This window comes from Streptomyces sp. NPDC005485, assembly GCF_040606085.1.
GTDB lineage: Bacteria > Actinomycetota > Actinomycetes > Streptomycetales > Streptomycetaceae > Streptomyces.
In genome coordinates, this window is sequence record NZ_JBEXDZ010000098.1 from 1 (window position 1) to 17,294 (window position 17,294).

General features: G+C 68.7%; 17 protein-coding genes. 12 read left to right on the plus strand and 5 right to left on the minus strand.

What is annotated here, in order from left to right; translation table 11 throughout:
• The 5 genes from ABZS97_RS28165 to ABZS97_RS28185 all read left to right on the plus strand — a co-directional run.
• Positions 1-1,410 (plus strand): helix-turn-helix domain-containing protein (locus ABZS97_RS28165; RefSeq protein WP_356141889.1); only part of this gene is annotated, 1,410 nt, incomplete at its 5' end.
• Positions 1,407-1,976 carry a helix-turn-helix domain-containing protein gene (locus ABZS97_RS28170; RefSeq protein WP_356141891.1) on the plus strand — a complete coding sequence of 190 codons (570 nt, stop codon included), beginning with the start codon at positions 1,407-1,409 and terminating at the stop codon, positions 1,974-1,976. The genes ABZS97_RS28165 and ABZS97_RS28170, both read left to right, overlap by 4 nt.
• 188 nt (positions 1,977-2,164) lie before the next feature.
• Entirely contained in the window at positions 2,165-2,869 is a 705-nt protein-coding gene (locus tag ABZS97_RS28175) for a ParA family protein (RefSeq protein WP_356141893.1), read from the plus strand.
• Complete coding sequence (locus ABZS97_RS28180; protein ID WP_356141897.1) at positions 2,866-3,738, plus strand: hypothetical protein; 873 nt, start codon at positions 2,866-2,868, stop codon at positions 3,736-3,738. Before ABZS97_RS28175 ends, ABZS97_RS28180 begins: the two co-directional genes overlap by 4 nt.
• Before the next feature lie 124 nt (positions 3,739-3,862).
• The gene (locus ABZS97_RS28185; RefSeq protein WP_356141899.1) at positions 3,863-4,174 is read left to right on the plus strand and encodes a hypothetical protein; all 312 of its coding nucleotides are present in this window, start codon (positions 3,863-3,865) and stop codon (positions 4,172-4,174) included.
• 525 nt (positions 4,175-4,699) lie between these two features.
• Here ABZS97_RS28185 and ABZS97_RS28190 read toward each other — a convergent pair.
• Genes ABZS97_RS28190 through benA form a run of 5 tightly spaced genes read right to left on the minus strand, consistent with a single transcriptional unit; the run spans position 4,700 to position 11,216 of the window.
• Positions 4,700-7,501 (minus strand): AAA family ATPase, encoded by a 2,802-nt coding sequence (locus ABZS97_RS28190; RefSeq protein WP_356141901.1) that lies wholly within the window; start codon positions 7,499-7,501, stop codon positions 4,700-4,702.
• Positions 7,502-7,530: 29 nt separating this feature from the next.
• Complete coding sequence (benD, locus tag ABZS97_RS28195; RefSeq protein WP_356141903.1) at positions 7,531-8,316, minus strand: benzoate diol dehydrogenase BenD; 786 nt, start codon at positions 8,314-8,316, stop codon at positions 7,531-7,533.
• Positions 8,313-9,344, minus strand: coding sequence for a benzoate 1,2-dioxygenase electron transfer component BenC (benC, locus tag ABZS97_RS28200; RefSeq protein ID WP_356141905.1), 1,032 nt, complete (start codon positions 9,342-9,344; stop codon positions 8,313-8,315). Before benC ends, benD begins: the two co-directional genes overlap by 4 nt.
• A gap of 22 nt (positions 9,345-9,366) precedes the next feature.
• Entirely contained in the window at positions 9,367-9,873 is a 507-nt protein-coding gene (gene benB / locus ABZS97_RS28205; protein ID WP_356141907.1) for a benzoate 1,2-dioxygenase small subunit, read from the minus strand.
• Entirely contained in the window at positions 9,870-11,216 is a 1,347-nt protein-coding gene (gene benA, locus ABZS97_RS28210) for a benzoate 1,2-dioxygenase large subunit (RefSeq protein ID WP_356141909.1), read from the minus strand. The genes benB and benA overlap by 4 nt, the downstream gene beginning before the upstream one ends.
• A gap of 237 nt (positions 11,217-11,453) precedes the next feature.
• Between benA and ABZS97_RS28215 the strand changes: the two genes are divergently transcribed.
• Genes ABZS97_RS28215 through ABZS97_RS28245 form a run of 7 tightly spaced genes read left to right on the plus strand, consistent with a single transcriptional unit; the run spans position 11,454 to position 17,285 of the window.
• Entirely contained in the window at positions 11,454-12,362 is a 909-nt protein-coding gene (locus ABZS97_RS28215; protein WP_356141911.1) for a LysR substrate-binding domain-containing protein, read from the plus strand.
• On the plus strand, positions 12,359-13,462 hold the full coding sequence (locus ABZS97_RS28220; RefSeq protein ID WP_356141912.1) for an enolase C-terminal domain-like protein: 1,104 nt from the start codon (positions 12,359-12,361) through the stop codon (positions 13,460-13,462). Before ABZS97_RS28215 ends, ABZS97_RS28220 begins: the two co-directional genes overlap by 4 nt.
• 40 nt (positions 13,463-13,502) lie before the next feature.
• On the plus strand, positions 13,503-14,357 hold the full coding sequence (gene catA / locus ABZS97_RS28225) for a catechol 1,2-dioxygenase (RefSeq protein WP_356141913.1): 855 nt from the start codon (positions 13,503-13,505) through the stop codon (positions 14,355-14,357).
• Positions 14,358-14,363: 6 nt separating this feature from the next.
• Positions 14,364-14,660, plus strand: a complete 297-nt coding sequence (catC, locus tag ABZS97_RS28230; protein ID WP_356141914.1) for a muconolactone Delta-isomerase — start codon at positions 14,364-14,366, stop codon at positions 14,658-14,660.
• Positions 14,660-15,442: a CoA transferase subunit A gene (locus tag ABZS97_RS28235; RefSeq protein ID WP_356141916.1), complete on the plus strand. Its 783-nt coding sequence runs from the start codon at positions 14,660-14,662 to the stop codon at positions 15,440-15,442. The genes catC and ABZS97_RS28235 overlap by 1 nt, the downstream gene beginning before the upstream one ends.
• Positions 15,442-16,086 carry a CoA transferase subunit B gene (locus tag ABZS97_RS28240; protein WP_356141918.1) on the plus strand — a complete coding sequence of 215 codons (645 nt, stop codon included), beginning with the start codon at positions 15,442-15,444 and terminating at the stop codon, positions 16,084-16,086. Before ABZS97_RS28235 ends, ABZS97_RS28240 begins: the two co-directional genes overlap by 1 nt.
• Positions 16,083-17,285 (plus strand): thiolase family protein, encoded by a 1,203-nt coding sequence (locus tag ABZS97_RS28245; protein WP_356141920.1) that lies wholly within the window; start codon positions 16,083-16,085, stop codon positions 17,283-17,285. Before ABZS97_RS28240 ends, ABZS97_RS28245 begins: the two co-directional genes overlap by 4 nt.
• The last annotated feature ends 9 nt before the right edge of the window (positions 17,286-17,294 follow it).

Consider the following 17,294-nt stretch of genomic DNA (forward strand, 5'->3'; position numbering starts at 1 on the left):
CTGATCCTGCTCGGCGACCTCACCGGCCGCTACGCCACCGGCAGTTACAGCCGACTCGCCTTCGACGGCCGGACCGTGATCCCGCGCGGGGACCGCCAGGGCGCGGCCGAGCACGGACACCGGATCACTGCGGCCATCGCCTGCCACGTGGCCCGCGCCGGCGGCAGCATCGACCAGCTCACCCATCTCCTGCTGCACCCCGAGCACGAAGGCGGACGGCACACCCGCAACATCGCCCTACGCTCCGGGCAGACACGCGCCCTGGACTACATCCGCCGAGTCTGGAACAGCGCCTCCAAGATGGTCAGCACCACCATCGCGCTCAGCTCCCGGCACGACGCGTACGAGGTCCTCGCCGCCCTGCGGGACCGCATCGAAACCACACCCTGGCGCGGGGAGCGAGGACGGACCGCGCTGCGCGTTCTGCGGGCACACCTGAACTTCGCCGAGATCGCGGGCGGCCCCCTGCACCACGCCAGTGAGCGGCAGACCGCCGAGGAAGCGGGCATCTCCCGCACGACACTGCGGGCCGTCTACGACACCGTCCTCAAGCCCCAGGGCTGGCTGCGCCGTCTGCGGGTCGGCCACGGTCGCGAGGGCTCGACCTGGTCCCTGGGCGACGGCAGCACCCTCAGCCACGGTGCCCCCGTTCCGCTGTCTCGTTTCCGGACCACTCAGTACCCCCCCGACCCGGCACTTGGGGAGTGGACCACCCCTGAGACGGTCATGGTGGCCGACATCGACTCCACCGTCCTCGGCCGGCTCATGGGTCACGACGCCTTCGCCCACCACGGCCTCGGCAGTCCCGCCCTCATGCTCTTCGGCGCCCTTCAACAGCGCCCCCACCAGACCGTCAGCGAGCTCGTCGGCACCTCCTCGGTCTCCCGCGCAACCGTCTACCGGACCCTGCGGCGCCTGGCCGAGCACGGCCTTGCCCGTCGCACCGGGGAGACGTGGGCCCTCGCGCCACGTGCTCTGGAGGGCATAGGCAGCAGCAGCCCGGCTCCCGTTCCAGAACTCGACGTCGTGCCGGCACAGGGCTGGGACTCGGTGGCCGAGCGGCACGACGCCAGGGGACACGCGGCCCGGCGCAAGGCCCTGCACGCCGTCGAGCGTGCGGCCTACCGGGAGGCGCTGGACCGGCTTGCGGGGCACCGCAGCCAGGCCGTGGTGATCGTCCGCGACGGCCGTCAGGTCCTGGTCCCAGGGCCGCGCCCCGACGAGATCCCGCCGACGTGGCACGCCCGGGACGGACGCGTCCTCGACCCCGTGACAGGCCACGCTGCCGCCGAGTGGCGGGTCGCCACCGATGGACGACTGATCCTCATCACTCCATCCGACCAGCGCACCTATGACGAGCTGGCCGCCGCCCATGCCGAAGCCCTCAGCGAATGGAACTCCGCCGCATGAACCAACAACCTCCACCTGCAGATGCCAAGAACGAAGAAGTCACCGCCCGGACCCTGCGTGAGCAGTACGAGTCAGGTGCCACCGTCGCCGAACTCGTCGCCACCAGCGGGCTGTCCTACGGCACAGTCCTCAACCGCCTGCGCGAGGCCGGAACCGTGATGCGCACCTCATGGCAGACCCGCAGGATGCGCGACGGACAGGCCCGCCGCAAACTCGCCGCCCACCTGCGCCGCCTATACGAGCAACACGGCGCGACACTCACAGAGTTGGCCGCGGCGGGGTCGGTATCACGCCGTGCCGCGCGGCGGCTGCTGATCGAGGCCGGGGGCACGCCCCGCACCACCCAGCAGACACTCCGCATCCGCTCCGCAACCGATGCCATAGCGCGCAAGAAGCTGGCGGTGTCCCTGCGGGCGCGCTATGAAGCCGGCGCCTCAGTACCGAAGCTGGCCACAGAGTGCAGCTACTCGGTCGCCACCGTCTACCGGCTCCTGCACGAGGCCAACACCCACATGCGGCCCCGGCACCACCACGGCCCCGCTCGCACCCGCGGGAAGCGGTCATGAACGGCCCCAACTGGCCCCTCCCCTGTCACGCCGTGCCTACCGGTCAGCTGCCGCCTCCCCAGCAGTGCCATCCCCGTTGTCGCCGCACGGCACGCGCTCCTCCTTCAGACCACTGCACACGTGCGCCACCACCAACCACACCAGACAACACCCTTCTACTTCCCGGAGATTGAACCCACGTGAACGAAATGACCCGTCACAAAACCCTGGCGGCGGCCACCGACCGCCCGTGGGACGCCTTCGTGATCGTCGTCGGCATGCTCAAGGGCGGCACCGGCAAGACCACCTCCGCCTGGTTCATCGCCCTCTACTACGCCGTCGTCCTGGACCTGCCCACACTGCTGCTGGACGCGGACGCCAGCAGCCAGTCCGCCTACGACTGGTTCAAGGTCGCGGCGGCCGAAGGCTTCGACATCCCCGCCGACCTGGTCATCGAGCGGTACCCGTTCGACGACATCGCCGAGTACATCCGCACCAAGCGCGCCGAGTTCGGCGCCATCGTGGTCGACGCCGGCGGCGGCAGCGCCCGCATCTTCCACGAGGCCGTCACCGAGGCCAACCTGCTGCTCGTACCGGTCGCCCCCACCAAGATCGAGCGCCGCAAACTCGTCGCCACCTTCGACGAGGCCGAACGCGCCGCCGCCCGCAACGAGCACGGCGTCACCGCCCACGTCGTCATGGTCAAGGCCGACGACCGCACGTCGCTGCCCCGCACCGCCAAGGACCAGCTCCTGCAGCCCGACGAGGGACAGGGCATCGGCCCCGACCGCGACGAACCCTTCCCACTCGCCGAGACCACCATCCACTCCTGGGTCCACTACATGGAGGCCTTCGGCGAGATCCCCACCGAACTGAGCGAGTACGCCGAGCTGATGAAGGAACTCACCGCATGAGCGAGAAGAACGACAGGCCCAAGCCCCCGCCACGCCGCACCGGCCGCACCCTCGGCGGCGCCAAGAAGACCACCCCTCCCCCACCGCCGGGCGCCGAGCTCACCCCCGAGCAGATCGCCACCGACAAGACCATCGCCCAGGACGAGATCCGTCCCGCGCCGGCGAGCGAGCCCCAGGTCCAGCCCGCTCCCTCCACAGCTCCCGTCGAGGAGTCGGCACAAGATCGCACCGAGACGGTGCCAGAAGCGGCGCAGACGTCCATCGAACCGACCGTCGAAGCCGCGCTGAACGCCCCTGCGCGGGAGGCGGCTGGCAGCCAGTGGGCACCCACGGCCACCGCAGCCCGACAGCCATGGCAGCCTCCCGCAGGGGAGCCGGTGGAACAGCAGGTGCCGCCCCCGGACCCAACTGCTGAAGCCACAGCACTTACGGTCCCGTCCCTACAGTTCCCCGAGCACGCTTCGCAGTACGGATCGGCTCCTTCCGCGTCCACGGCGCCCAGCGCGACCCCGCTCGCAGAAGTGGCCATCCGCCCTGCAGGCTCTCCCGTCGCAGGCACTACCTCGTTTCCAGTGAGGACAGAGGCACCAGGGCCTCATCGGGACCAGAACAGGCGCCCGGACTCAGCCCCCAGCGAGGGAACGCCGTGGGCTCACGGCCCCGGCCGCCCCAGGGACATCCCGGAAACGGCCGTCATCCTCAACCAACGCATCATCCCGCGCGAGAGCCTCGACTCGTCCGTACCGGCCGCGCTGAAACTGAAGAAGCGGATCAAGCGCTTCGCGCTGGACAACGAACTCGACCACCTCCCTATCGGCGACATCGTCTCCGTCGCATTGGACGAGTGGCTCACCACCCGCGGCTTCTGACCCGCACGATCCCAGGGTGTCCGCGAACGCTTTCATCCGTTCGCGGACACCCTGTCCGCGCACCTAGTCCACTAGTCGACTAGGCGGCTAGCTAGTCGACTAGTCGACCGACCTGGAGCACCCCATGCCCGATCTCTCACGCCACGCCCGCCAGCTGCGGGAATTGGCTGACGCTCTCGACGCACAATCCGACCTGACCGACGACCCGCTGGCGCCGCATCCAGACACCTTGGAGGTCATCGAGGGCCGCCACACCAGCCGTGGTCAAATCAACTACGCCGTCCCCGACGCTCTCCATCTCCAGCGGCGGATCCGCCGTTACCACGCGGACCACGGAGTGCAGCACGGCGACATCGCCGCCATAGCGCTCGACACATTCCTGCGCGCCAAGGGCTACCCACCCGACCTCACCCCGCCCAAGGCCGAAGAACGGTGATCACTCGGCCGACCCCAGTGCCGTGCACACTGGGCGAAGTCAGTGACCGGCCTCCGATCCTCCGGGGCCCCTCCCGCATGCCCGCACGGGGCGTTGTCAGTGGCCCCTCCTATCCTGAATTGACTCGGACCGCGCGTTGACGACGGAGGATCACCGCATGGCTTGGGACAGCAGAGCGAAGCCTCGGCCCCTCAGATTCGACCGGTCCGCGACGCGCATGCCAGTGTGCTTCCCGGAGCACCGATCGGATGCCGAAACGCAGCGTCCAGCAGCGGGCTGGATACCGGGCCGAGGCATTCGTCGACAAGGCCGTCTCCGACGCTGGCCACGTGTGGAACGACACCAAGCGCGACTTCGCCGTCGACGGTCAGATCGACGCTTCTGGAGCAGGCGGCCGAGGGTTACAAGGCCATGGACGAGCGCCGTGCCACCAAGGTCCTCCTCACCCTCTGAAACGGGCCCTCCCTGGGGCGGGCCCGGCCAAGAGGTGGCCGGGCCCGCTTGAAGTGAACACAGCCACGCTGATCATTCGACGACTGGCAGCTGCCTGAAGCGCGCCGCGAGTTCGCTGCGGGAGCGGATGCCCAGCTTCGAATAGACGTGTGTGAGGTGGTACTGCACGGTCTTGACCGAGATGAACAGTTCCAGTGCTGTCTGCTGGTTGGTCGCTCCGGAGGCAACGAGCCGGGCCACCGCCTGTTCCTGCGGGGTCAGTTGGGCCATGCCGGCGGTGAGGCGGACGGCGTGTAGTCCGCCTGCCTGCAGCTCTCGTTCGCAGCGCTCCACGTAGGTGCGTGCACCGAGGGTGGCGTAGGCGTCCCGGGCGTTTTGCAGGACGGCGTCGGCCTCACGGCGTTTGCCGGCGCGGCGCAGGGTCTGTCCGTAGACGAAGTTGATACGGGCCCGGTCGTAGGGCAGGGGCAGGTGTTCCAGGTGCTGCAGTGCCTGCTCGAATTGTTCGCGGGCCGTGTCGATGTCCCCGCGGGCGGCGACGAGCCGGCCGCGTGCCAATCCGATGCGGGCCATGGCGGAGCGATGGCCGCGGCGCGCGGCGCGCTCTTCATGCGGAGTGAGAAAGGCGTCGGCCTCGTCCAGTCGCCCGGTCATGACCAGGGCGTTGGCGTAGACGTCCGGCCAGGGCCAGAAGCCCGGCTCGTCGATCGACCTGCGCTCGGGAAGCTGGACGACGGGGGTGAGAGCCTCGACAACCCGATCGTAATCACCGCGCGCCTCGGCCACCTGGGCTCGCGCCAGGCACGAGGGGACGAGCATGATCTCGTAGTGGTGGAGGTCGGCGCCGGCCTCGCCCACGTGGTGATCGGCCGCCTCCCAGTCGCCGCGCAGCGCGTGGATCTGGGCTCCGGTCCAGTGCACCATCGGGCGGACCAGCTCGATCCGGACGTCCGCGAGCCGGGCGGCGGCCCGCTGCACGGTCTCCAGAGCGTCCTGCCACGCGCCGAGTGCGAACTGTGTGCGGGCCAGCCAGCCCTGGGCCCACAACGAGATACGGGTGGAGCCCATGTGGTAGCCCGTGGGGACGGCGGCTTCGAGGCCGCGGCGGGCTGCTTCGGGGGCGTCCAGAGCCAGGTCCACCCAGCCCCGGCCGAGCTGGAAGCGCTGGGGCTGAGCTCCGCCGACGAGTTTGTCGGCAGCTGCCTCGTAGGCGGCCAGAGCCTCGTCGGGACGCCCCATGGCGGCGAGCCCGAGGCCAAGCACGGCCTCGGACTCGATGGCGGAGGGGTCGTCGGGATCCGCCAGCTCGATGGCGCGGCGAGCCCAGGAAACCAGATCGCGCCCGTCCCAGCGGCCCAGGGCGTGCAGCACTCGGCGCTGACAGATCATGGCCATCAGGTCCCGGTGGCTCGCCGGGTCACAGCGCTCCTCGGCTTCGGTCAGGAAGACCTCGGCCTCGGCTGGCCGTCCACGCATGATGGCCAGATAACCGAGCACGACGTCCCGCAGTGTTGTGGCCGGGAAGCTCTCCAGTTCCGCGGCGAATGCCGTGGCCTGCGGCACGTCCCCGGCCCCGATCATGGCGTCGACCGCCCGCAGCAGCCGGTCCTCGCGCGTGGCGCGTGACGTGCTCAGCCTGCCTGCCCGCACCAGAGTGTCGGCCACCGCGGACCACTCCCCCGCAGAGGCTCGCTCGGCGGCATACCGGTCGAGTTCGTCGGCGAGCGTCTCATCGGCCGTCGTGATGGCCGCCACCCGGTGCGTCAGCCGGCGTCCGCGGTCCTCGGTGATCTCCGCCGCGCGGCGGTGCAGCGCGGCCCGCCGGGTCAGGTCGATCCCGGTGAGGACCGCGGCGCGGATAAGGGGATGGGTGAAGGCCAGCTGGGCGCGCCCGGGGTCGAGGGTGGCGGTCAGCAGGCCGGCCGCTCGTGCCTCGTCGGCGGTGCTCAGCGCGTCGTTGACGCGGGCCAGTTCGACGGCTTCGGCGAGCATGGCGTCGTCTCCCAGGACGGCACAGGCCTCCACCAGCTGCCGGGCCTGTTCGCTGCACTGCGAGAGTCGGTGGCGGACAGCCGCGGCATAGCGTGCGGGAGCGGGCAGTTCCGGTCGCCATTCCTGCCAGGTCTCGGCAGGCAGCTCGCGCAGCAGCTGGGTGAGGTGGCGCGGGTTGCCCCGTGTGTGCCGGCAGAGGTGCCGGGCCGCGGGGAGGTTCAGCGCGAGGCTGTGGTCCTGGCGGGCCAGTGTCCGGATGTCTTGGGGTGTCAGCGGCCCGGGACGTACGGCGTCGCCCGCGCAGCCGTCGAGGAATTCCCGGGTTCGCAGGACCGCCGGGGGCGGGCCCTGGGGTGCCGTCTTCGCTTCGTACAGCTCATACGGCTCGTCCCGTGCCACAAGGACGACGAGGACGCGTTTGTCAGGCATCCGGCGCACAGCGGAGTGGATGGCGCGCAGGCTCTCCACGTCGGCCCAGTGGGCGTCCTCGATGACCACGATGACCGGTTCCCGCTCCTGCCGGGCGGTCCACTGGCGGGCCAGTAGACGCCCGGTGTCGAGCACCGCATGCGGCGCGGCCGGGTCGGGCTGGTCGGGGTCGGCTCCCAGTGCCCGGACGAGCTGTTCGGCGATCCCGAGCGGCAGTTCCGTTTCCCAGGACACCCCTGCGACCCGCAGAACACGGGCCCCAGTCCGGCCGGTGTCCGCGTGCTGCTGCTGGAGTACGTGCTCGACGAGCGTCGACTTGCCGATGCCCGCGGGACCCTCGATCAGGACCAGTGCGCAAGTGCCCGAGCAGGCGGCGTCGACCGAACGGGTCAGCGCGGCGATCTCACCGACCCGCCCGATCAGACGTCGTTGCAGCTCAGGATGGTCGTCCATGGGCCAGCACGCTAACACTGACGCCGGCCTCAGCCGAGGTCCCCGCCGGCGACGGGCAGGACCGTGCCGGTGATGTACGACGCCTCGTCGGAGGCGAGGAAGCAGATGGCGGCGGCCTGTTCGTCAAGCGTTCCGTACCGCTTCAGCAAGCTTGCGGCGATGGTTTGCGCGATGTGCGCCTCGAACCAGTCCTTCTCCTGCGTTGTCTGTGGCGGCGGCGTGCCCCGGGAGACTCGGCGCGGGGGTGCCTCGGTCCCGCCCGGCGCGGTGGCGACCACGCGTACACCGGCGCTGGCGTACTCGAAGGCGAGTGAGGTGGTGAGGGCGTTGATGCCGCCTTTGGCCGCGGAGTACGGGATGCGGTGGATGCCGCGGGTCGCCGCCGAGGACACGTTGACGATCACGCCGTGTCCCTGCGCTGTCATCTCGGGCAGTACGGCGCGGCACGACCACAGGGTCGTCATCAGGGAGCGGGTGATCTCCGCCTGGATCTGTTCGGCGGTGAACTCGGTGAACGGCTTGAAGTTGATCGCGCCGCCGACGTTGTTCACCAGTACGTCGATCCGGCCGCCGTGTTCCAGGGCGCCGGTGATCGCCGACCGGGCTCCGTCGTAGGTCTCCAGGTCGGCCAGGACGGCGTGGCATCCCAGGTCGTCGGCGGCCTCCAGGACGGTCTCGGCGCGGTCTACCAGGACGAGATCGGCTCCCTCGGCTCTGAGTCGACGGGCGACCGCCAGGCCGATGCCCTGAGCCGCTCCGGTGACCACAACCTTCTTGTCGGCGAACCGGTCCGGATGCGGTGCATACGCGCTCACGCCGCGTCCGCCGTCTGGCGCACGGCGGCCGGGGTGAACTTCTCGTAGTGGAAGCTCGCCGGGCTCACCCCGAGAGAGTCGATGTGGCCCCGCACGGCCTCCACCATGGCGGGCGGACCGCACAGGTAGACGTCCACGTCGCCCTCGTGCAGCGTCGAGGAGTCGATGAGGCTCGTGACGAAGCCCCTGTTGCGGGCGGAACTGCGGGGGTCGGCCACGCAGTGGTCGAAGGTGAACCCAGGGATGGTCTCCGCGTACTCCTCCAGGGTGTCCAGGTGGACCAGGTCCTCGTCGGTGGTGACGCCGTACAGCAGATGGACGGGGTGGGCGGGCGGCTTCCGGGTGAGGTCCTCCAGCATCGACAGCAGCGGTGCGAGGCCTGTGCCGCCCGCCAACAGCAGGGCGGGGTGGGCAAGTTCGCGCAGATAGAAGCTGCCCATGGGTCCGGTGAGCTCGATGCGGTCGCCGACACGGGCGTTCGCGGTGAGGTATCCGGACATCGCCCCGCCCTCCACGGTCCGCACCAGGAACGACGTCCGGCTCTGGCTGGGGCCGGAGCTGAAGGAATACGAGCGCGTCTGATCCGTGCCCGGGACGGCGATGTTGACGTACTGGCCGGGAAGGAAGTCCAGCGCGTCCCGGTCTTCGATGCCGAGGGCGAACTCGACGGTGCTCGCGGAGTGCCGCTTGATGTCGACGAGGGTGGCGGTGTGCGTGGCCGCGGCGGTCTTCGCGGCAGCCGAGGAGGACGGGATACGCAGCACGAGGTCGCTGCGCGGGGTCATCTGGCAGGGCAGGCAGTAGCCGTTCGCCGCCTCGTCGTCGGTCAGTGCCTCGTCGATGTAGTCCCCGCCGTCGTAGCGGCCGGAGTCGCACAGCGACTTGCAGGTACCGCAGGCACCGTCACGGCAGTCGAGGGGGATGTTGATCCGGGCCTTGTACGAGGCTTCGGCGACCGTCTCGTCCGGGCCGCACTCGATGAACCGGGTGATGCCGTCCTCAAAGTTCAGGGCGACCTGGAAAGACATGCTGATGCTCATTTCAGAGGTGTCAGACGTGGTAGATGTCGACGACGTGGTGCACGTAGTCGTTCTTCAGGACCACCTTCTTGCGGATGATCCGAGGCTCGGGCGTCGAGACATCGAGCGTGTAGTACGACGTGCCGAAGTACGTGTCGACGGTCTGGTACCGGTAGTAGAGCGTGAACCAGTTGAAGCGCACATGCACCAAGTCACCGTCTCTGCCGGTGATTTCGACATTGGTGATGTTGTGGCCGGTGCGCGGCTCGGGCAGGCTCGTGGCACTGGAGCGGTCGGTGCGGATACGGAAGACGCGATCCTCCAGGCCCGCCCGGCTCGGGTAGTAGACCAGCGAGATCTCACGCTGCGGGTCCCTGGTGAGCTGGTCGTCGTCCGCCCAGGCCGGCATCCAGAACTCCGCGTCCGGGTGGTAGCACTCCAGCCACTGCTCGAACTCGCGGTCGTCGAGATGGCGGGCCTCGCGGTAGAGGAACTGGCGGATGCCTTCGAGCGTGATCTCCTCGGTCACCGTGCTCACTTGGCCACCTCCAGGGCCTTGCGGAGGGTGTCGAGCCAGTAGCCGTGCTGGATCGGGTAGAGACCCTCGTCCTCGGTGCGCACGCCGCTGGCGATCGGGCTGATGCCGATCTTCTTGGCGTCCTCGTCCGGGCCGTCGATCTGGTGCACGGCGCCGCGGCTGAGGTCGTTCCAGGGCATGGACTCGGCCTGGTAGGTCTTCTGGCAGGAGCGGAACTCCTCCAGGTCGTCCGGGGTGGCCATGCCGGTGGCGTTGAAGAAGTCCTCGTACTGCCGGATTCGCCGGGCGCGGTCCTCGGCGGGTTCGCCCTTCGGTGCGATGCAGTAGATGGTGACCTCGGTCTTGTCCACGGAGATCGGCCGGAAGTGCCGGATCTGCGAGCTGAACTGGTCCATCAGGTAGACGTTCGGGTACAGGCACAGATTGCGGGAGACGCCGATCATCCAGTCGGTCTTCTCCGCGCCGAACTCTGCCGCCAGTTCGTCGCGCTTGTCGTACAGCGGCCGGTTGGTGGGGTCGAGCCACTTGGTCCACAGCAGCAGGTGTCCGTGGTCGAAGGAGTAGAACCCGCCCTTCTGCTTCGACCAGCCGCCCGCGTCCATCGTCTTGGTGTCGTTCTTCGATTCGCCCGACGTGCGGCGGGCCTGGGTGGCGGCGTAGTTCCAGTGGGTGGCGGAGACGTGGTAGCCGTCGGCGCCGTTCTCCGCCTGGAGCTTCCAGTTGCCGTCGTAGTGGTACGTCGACGAGCCGCGCAGCACCTCCAGCCCTTCCGGCGACTGGTCGACGACCATGTCGATGACGACCGCCGCGTCGCCGAGGTGCTCCCGCAGCGGCTTGACGTCGGGGTTGATGCTGCCGAACAGGAACCCGCGGTAGCTCTCGAAGCGGGCGACCTTCTTGAGGTTGTGCGACCCGTCGGTGTTGAACTGCTCGGGGTAGCCGGCCTCACGGGGGTCCTTCACCTTCAGCAGCTTGCCGCTGTTGTTGAAGGTCCAGCCGTGGAACGGGCAGGTGAAGGTGGTGCGGTTGTCGGTCTTGCGGCGGCACAGCATCGCCCCGCGGTGGCTGCACGCGTTGATCAGGCAGTGCAGCTCCCCCTGTTTGTCACGGGAGATGACGATGGGCTGACGACCGATGTACGTCGTGAAGTAGTCGCCGATCTCGGGGATCTGGCTCTCGTGTGCCAGATAGACCCAGTTCCCCTCGAATATGTGCTTCATCTCCAGCTCGAAGAGCTCCTCGTCGGTGAAGACACTCCGCCGGACGCGGTACACACCGCTGTCCGGGTCCTCCACGAGTGCGTCCTCGAGGATGGTCCGCGCGTGGCTGAAGTCCTCGGCCATGGTCCCGTCCCTTCCGCCCGGCCGGGCCGCCTGACCGGCAGGCCTCATTGCCATTGCTTTTCAGCACGATGACAGTGCGGTGAAGAGTCGGCCCCAGACATTTCCCCAGGGTTGACCCAGGGGGCTATTCATATCCTGTGCATCTCAATAGGTTCCCATCAGGTATTTGTGCCGTATGGGGTCCGATCCTTACGCTGAGGCACATTCGAGGGCCCCGGACCGAGAAGGGGCAGCCCGATGGAGCTGAGGAATCTCCGGTATTTCCTGGCCGTCGCCGAGACGCGTCATTTCGGAAAGGCCGCGGAACACCTGCACATGGCCCAGCCGCCGCTGTCCCAGGCGATCCGACGCCTGGAGACGGAACTGGGCGTGAACCTGTTCACCCGCACCACCCGGCAGGTCGCCCTGACCGGTGCGGGCGAGGTGTTCCGCACAGATGTGGAGCGCATCCTCAGGGCCCTCGACGAGGCGGTGGCCAGGACGGGGCGCTTCGCATCGGGGGTCGAAGGTGTTCTCCGGCTCGGCCTGACGGGCTCCGCCTCATACCGCCAGCTGCCCGCACTGGCACGGCTGCTGAAACGCGAAATGCCACACGTCGTGATGGAGGTGCACACCGAGATGCTCACACCGGCCCAGGAACTGGGGCTGATCGAGCGGCGCCTCGACGTCGGTGTCCTGCGCCCGCCGATCCGCCAGGAGGGCATCGCCCACCATCTGCTGGCCGAGGAACCGCTCGTCGTGGCCGTGCCCGCGGAGCACTGGCTCGCCGAGGCGGAGATCGTCCGAATCGAGCAACTGCGGCACGAGGACTTCGTCATGTACGGTGCCGCGCTCGGTTCCGTCGTCAACGACGCCGTAGTCCGCAGCTGCCTGGCCTCCGACTTCTACCCGCACCGCGCCTACGAGGTCACCGAGACATCAGCCGCCCTGGCGCTGGTCGCCGCAGGCCTCGGTATCGCCGTACTGCCGGACTCCATTCGCTCGGCGCCGCGCGAGGGCGTGCTGTGCAAGGACATCGAGGACGCGCTCTCCGTTCCCCTGGCCCTGGCTTGGAGGGCCGACGACACCTCACCCCTGCTGCGGAATCTCCTGAAGGTGCTGGAGCAGAACGACGTCTTTCTTGAAGGACCTGAAGGAGCGGCATGAAGATCGTCCAGGTCGAGGCAATTCCCTTTGCCATTCCTTATGCGAAACCCCTGAAATTCGCGAGTGGTGAGGTGCGTACCGCTGACCATGTTCTGGTCAGGGTGCACACGGACGAGGGCCTGACGGGGACCGCCGAGGCGCCGCCTCGCCCGTATACCTACGGCGAGACCCAGGAGTCGATCATCGCCGTGATCGACAAGGTCTTCAGCCCGCAGATTCTGGGCCTGACAGCCCTGGAACGGGAGGCGGTCCACGAGCGGTTGGACCGAACCGTGGGCAACCCGACCGCGAAGGCCGCCATCGACATGGCACTGTGGGACGTCCTCGGCCAGGCCGCAGGCATGCCGGTCTCCGGGCTTCTGGGCGGCTACACGGACCGTATGCGGGTCAGTCACATGGTCGGCTTCGCACCGGCCGAGGAGATGGTCGCCGAGGCGGAGCGCATCCGGGACACCTTCGGCATCACCACGTTCAAGGTGAAGGTCGGGCGGCGGCCGTACACCGCGGATGTCGTCGCGTGCCGGGCGCTGCGCGAGGCACTCGGCCCGGACGTCGAGCTCTACATCGACGGCAACCGCGGCTGGAGCGCCTCCGACTCCGCGCGGGCGCTGCGGGAGATGGCCGACCTCGGCCTGACCTTCGCCGAGGAACTCTGCCCCGCCGACGACGTGTTGGGCAGGCGCTGGCTGGTCGCCCAGAGCCCGATCCCCTTCATCGCGGACGAGAGCGCCACCCGGCCCGCCGAGGTCACCCGTGAACTCCTCGGCGGCTCCGCCACCGCGATCAGCATCAAGACCGCACGCACCGGTTTCACCGCCTCCCAGCGCGTGCTGCACGAATGCGAGGGCCTGGGTGTGGAGGTGGTGATGGGCAATCAGATCGACGGCCAGATCGGCACCTTGTGCTCGGTCGCCTTCGGCGCCGCCCACCGGTCCGCCACGCAGCACGCCGGCGAACTGTCGAACTTCCTCGACATGACCGACGACCTCCTCACCGAGCCGCTGACCATCGAGGCCGGCACCCTGCGCATCCGCGAGGGCGCCGGCCTCGGCATCGACATCGACCCCGACAAGTTGGCCCGCTACCGCCAGGACCGCTGACACACATCCAGCCGACACACTTTCAAAGGACGGGACACCCATGACCGACATCACCACCGAGCAGGCCACCGCGGCCGCGTCCGGAGCCGCCGCCACCGAGCAGTTCCGCAACAAGCAGCGGACGGAGAGGGCCGACGTCGACACCAAGCGCGTCGACACGCTGGTCTCTGAACTCCTGGCCGCCACCCACGACATCATCCGACGCCACAAGGTGACCTACGCCGAGTACGACGCTCTCAAGTCCTGGCTGATCCAGGTCGGCGAGGACGGCGAGTGGCCGCTCTTCCTCGACGTGTGGCTGGAGAACGTCGTGGAGGAGGTCGCGAGCGAGAACCGCGACGGCAGCAAGGGCACCATCGAAGGTCCGTACTACATCCCCGACGCCCCCGCCCTGCCCGGCGAGGCGACCCTCCCGATGCGCGACTCGGAGGAGGGCACTCCGCTGCTCTTCCAGGGCCAGGTGACGAGTGTGGACGGTACCGCGCTGTCGGGCGCCACGGTGGACATCTGGCACGCGGACAATGACGGTTACTATTCCCAGTTCGCGCCCGGGCTGCCTCAGTGGAACCTGCGCGGCACGGTCATCGCCGACGACCAGGGCCACTTCAAGATCCACACAGTCGAGCCCGCCCCGTACCAGATCCCGACCGACGGCTCCTGCGGCCGGCTCATCGCCGCCGCGGGCTGGCACGCCTGGCGCCCCGCGCATCTCCACCTGAAGGTGTCGGCGCCGGGCCACCAACTCATCACCACCCAGCTGTACTTCCAGGGCGGCAACTACGTCGAGGACGACATCGCGTCGGCCGTGAAGCCCGAACTCATCCTCGCCCCGACCCCGGTCGCGGACGGCATCGGCAACGAAGTCACGTACGACTTCATCCTCGACAAGGCGTGATCTGCGGTGCTCTTCGCGGTGCGTATGAACGTCGAGATTCCGCGCGACCTCGACCCCGAGGTCCGCGCGGACCTGCTGGCACGCGAGAAGGCGTACTGCCAGGAGCTGCAGAAATCGGGTGAGTGGGTGCACATCTGGCGGTGCGTCGGCCAGTACGCCAACCTCAGCGTCTTCGACGTCGCCGACAACGAGGCTCTGCACCGGATCCTGTGGAACCTCCCCCTCTTCCCCCACATGAAGGTCGACGTGACGCCGCTGGCTCAGCATCCGTCCGACCTGGCCACCGCCGACGTGGTCGAGTGATGGACAAGGCAGTTGCCACAGCCCGAGAAGCGGTGGCCGATGTGGCGGACGGTGCATCGGTGGCGGTGGGTGGTTTCGGCCTCAGCGGTGTGCCGGTCGTCCTGATCCAGGCGTTGTACGAACGCGGGGTGTCAGAGCTGAGCGTGGTGTCGAACAACTGCGGGGCGATGGAGTCCGGGCTGGCGGTGCTCCTGGCCGCCGGGCGGATCGCCCGGGTGACCGGCTCCTACGTCGGGGCGAACAAGGAGTTCGCCCGGCAGTACCTGGCCGGGGAACTGGAGGTGGAGCTGATCCCCCAGGGCACGCTGGCCGAGCGGCTGCGGGCCGGCGGGGCCGGGATCCCTGCCTTCTACACCCCGGCGGGCGTGGGTACACAGGTCGCCGAGGGCGGGTTGCCCTGGCTCTACGACGGCAACGGCGGCGTTGCGCTCGCCTCGCCGCCGAAGGAGGTACGGGAGTTCGACGGCACGCAGTACGTGCTGGAGCACGGCATCCGCACTGACTTCGCGCTGGTGAGGGCCTGGAAGGGAGACCGGCACGGGAACCTCGTCTTCAACAAGTCCTCCCGGAACTTCAACCCGCTGGCGGCGATGGCGGGCCGAGTGGCGATCGCCGAAGTAGAGGAGCTCGTGGAGCCCGGCGAGATCGATCCGGACGCAGTGCATCTGCCTGGGATCTTCGTCCAGCGAGTCGTCGCGCTTACGCCGGAGCAGGCCGCTGACAAAAAGATCGAGCGGCGCACGATTTCTGCGCCTCCGGCACGAGGGACGGTGAGCGCCTGATGGCCTGGACGCGTGAACAGATGGCCGCGCGGGCCGCGCGTGACCTGGAAGACGGGCAGTACGTCAACCTCGGCATCGGGCTGCCGACCTTGATCCCCAATCACCTCCCGCCGGGCGTGGAGGTGATCCTGGAGTCCGAGAACGGCATCCTGGGCACCGGCCCGTATCCCACCGAGGAGCAGGTCGACCCGGACCTGATCAACGCAGGGAAAGAATCCGTCACGGTCCTGCCCGGCGCTTCCTATTTCGACTCGTCGTTGTCGTTCGGGATGATCCGCGGCGGGCACATCGACGTCGCCGTCCTCGGCGCCATGCAGGTCTCGGCGAAGGGCGATCTGGCCAACTGGGCGGTTCCAGGAAAGATGATCACCGGTATCGGCGGTGCGATGGACCTCGTCCACGGCGCCCGCACGGTCATCGTCGTAATGACGCACACCGCCAAGGACGGTTCCCCGAAAATCCTGGAAGAGTGCGCGCTGCCGCTCACCGGCAGGGCGTGTGTGAACCGGATCATCACCGATCTGGGCGTCCTCGATGTCACCGACAGCGGCCTGGTGCTCATCGAGACCGCCCCGGGCGTAACGGCCGACGATCTCCTCTCCAGCACCGACGCCGCACTGACCGTCGCGGAGGGCGTGTTGTGAACACCGTGTACATCGTCGACGCCGCACGGACTCCCGTCGGCCGCTACAACGGCGGACTGGCGAGCGTCCGCCCTGACGACCTGGCCGCCCACGCGATCCGCGAACTGCTCGCCCGTACACCCGCGTTGGACCCGTCCCGAATCGATGACGTGTACTTCGGCAACGCCAACGGGGCCGGCGAGGAGAACCGGAACGTGGGAAGGATGGCAGCCCTCCTCGCGGGTCTGCCCACGTCCGTGCCGGGTGTCACCGTGAACCGGCTGTGCGCATCGGGGCTGGAAGCCGTGATCCAGGCGGCCCGGGCCATCGCCGTCGGGGACGCCTCCATCGCCGTGGCAGGTGGGGTGGAGTCGATGACCCGGGCACCGTACGTGCTGCCCAAGTCGGGCAAGCCCTTCCCCGCCGGCCACACCGAGCTGTACTCGACCACCCTGGGCTGGCGCATGGTCAACCCGCGGATGGAACCGCAGTGGACGATCCCCCTGGGCGAGAGCGCCGAGTTGATCGCCGAGAAGCACAAGATCAGCCGTGAGCAGCAGGACGAGTTCGCCCTGCACAGCCATCAGAAGGCACTCACGGCACAGAAACATGGGCTGTTCGACGCCGAGTTGACGTCCGTGACAGTCCCCCGGCGCAAGGGTGAACCGTACGTTTTCGCCGCCGACGAGAGTGTGCGGAACGACGTCTCGCTGGAGGCGATGGCGAGGCTCAAGCCGTCCTTCCGCGCAGAGGGCGGCACCGTCACCGCGGGCAACGCCTCCCCTCTCAACGACGGCGCCGCCGCACTGCTCCTGATGGACGAGGAGGGCCTGAAGGCGACCGGCCGTGAACCACTCGCCCGCGTGGGTGCCATCGGCGTGTCAGCCATCGAACCGCACTACTTCGGGCTCGCCCCGGTCAAGGCCGTCCACCGCGCACTGGCCAAGGCAGGCAAGAGTTTCGACGACCTGTCCGTCCTCGAACTCAACGAGGCCTTCGCCGCCCAGGTGCTGGGCTGTCTCGCCGAATGGCCCGAGTTCGACCCAGCGATCCTCAATCCCCAGGGCGGTGCCATCGCCCTCGGCCACCCGCTCGGCGCCTCCGGTGCCCGCTTGGCAGGCACCGTGGCGCACCAGCTCGCCCGCCGGGGCGGTGGTGTTGGCGTCGCCACCTTGTGCATCGGCGTCGGCCAGGGCCTCGCCCTCGTCCTCGAACGCTAGACACATCAC

What these genes read in the sequence shown, in the direction of transcription:
- ABZS97_RS28215 (WP_356141911.1), top strand. Translation starts at nt 11,454, where the DNA reads ATGGAGCTGAGGAATCTCCGGTATTTCCTGGCCGTCGCCGAGACGCGT.
- ABZS97_RS28185 (WP_356141899.1), top strand. Translation starts at nt 3,863, where the DNA reads ATGCCCGATCTCTCACGCCACGCCCGCCAGCTGCGGGAATTGGCTGAC.
- ABZS97_RS28170 (WP_356141891.1), top strand. Translation starts at nt 1,407, where the DNA reads ATGAACCAACAACCTCCACCTGCAGATGCCAAGAACGAAGAAGTCACC.
- ABZS97_RS28235 (WP_356141916.1), top strand. Translation starts at nt 14,660, where the DNA reads ATGGACAAGGCAGTTGCCACAGCCCGAGAAGCGGTGGCCGATGTGGCG.
- benC (WP_356141905.1), bottom strand. Translation starts at nt 9,344, where the DNA reads ATGTCTTTCCAGGTCGCCCTGAACTTTGAGGACGGCATCACCCGGTTC.
- ABZS97_RS28190 (WP_356141901.1), bottom strand. Translation starts at nt 7,501, where the DNA reads ATGGACGACCATCCTGAGCTGCAACGACGTCTGATCGGGCGGGTCGGT.
- catA (WP_356141913.1), top strand. Translation starts at nt 13,503, where the DNA reads ATGACCGACATCACCACCGAGCAGGCCACCGCGGCCGCGTCCGGAGCC.
- ABZS97_RS28240 (WP_356141918.1), top strand. Translation starts at nt 15,442, where the DNA reads ATGGCCTGGACGCGTGAACAGATGGCCGCGCGGGCCGCGCGTGACCTG.
- ABZS97_RS28175 (WP_356141893.1), top strand. Translation starts at nt 2,165, where the DNA reads ATGACCCGTCACAAAACCCTGGCGGCGGCCACCGACCGCCCGTGGGAC.
- benA (WP_356141909.1), bottom strand. Translation starts at nt 11,216, where the DNA reads ATGGCCGAGGACTTCAGCCACGCGCGGACCATCCTCGAGGACGCACTC.
- ABZS97_RS28220 (WP_356141912.1), top strand. Translation starts at nt 12,359, where the DNA reads ATGAAGATCGTCCAGGTCGAGGCAATTCCCTTTGCCATTCCTTATGCG.
- ABZS97_RS28180 (WP_356141897.1), top strand. Translation starts at nt 2,866, where the DNA reads ATGAGCGAGAAGAACGACAGGCCCAAGCCCCCGCCACGCCGCACCGGC.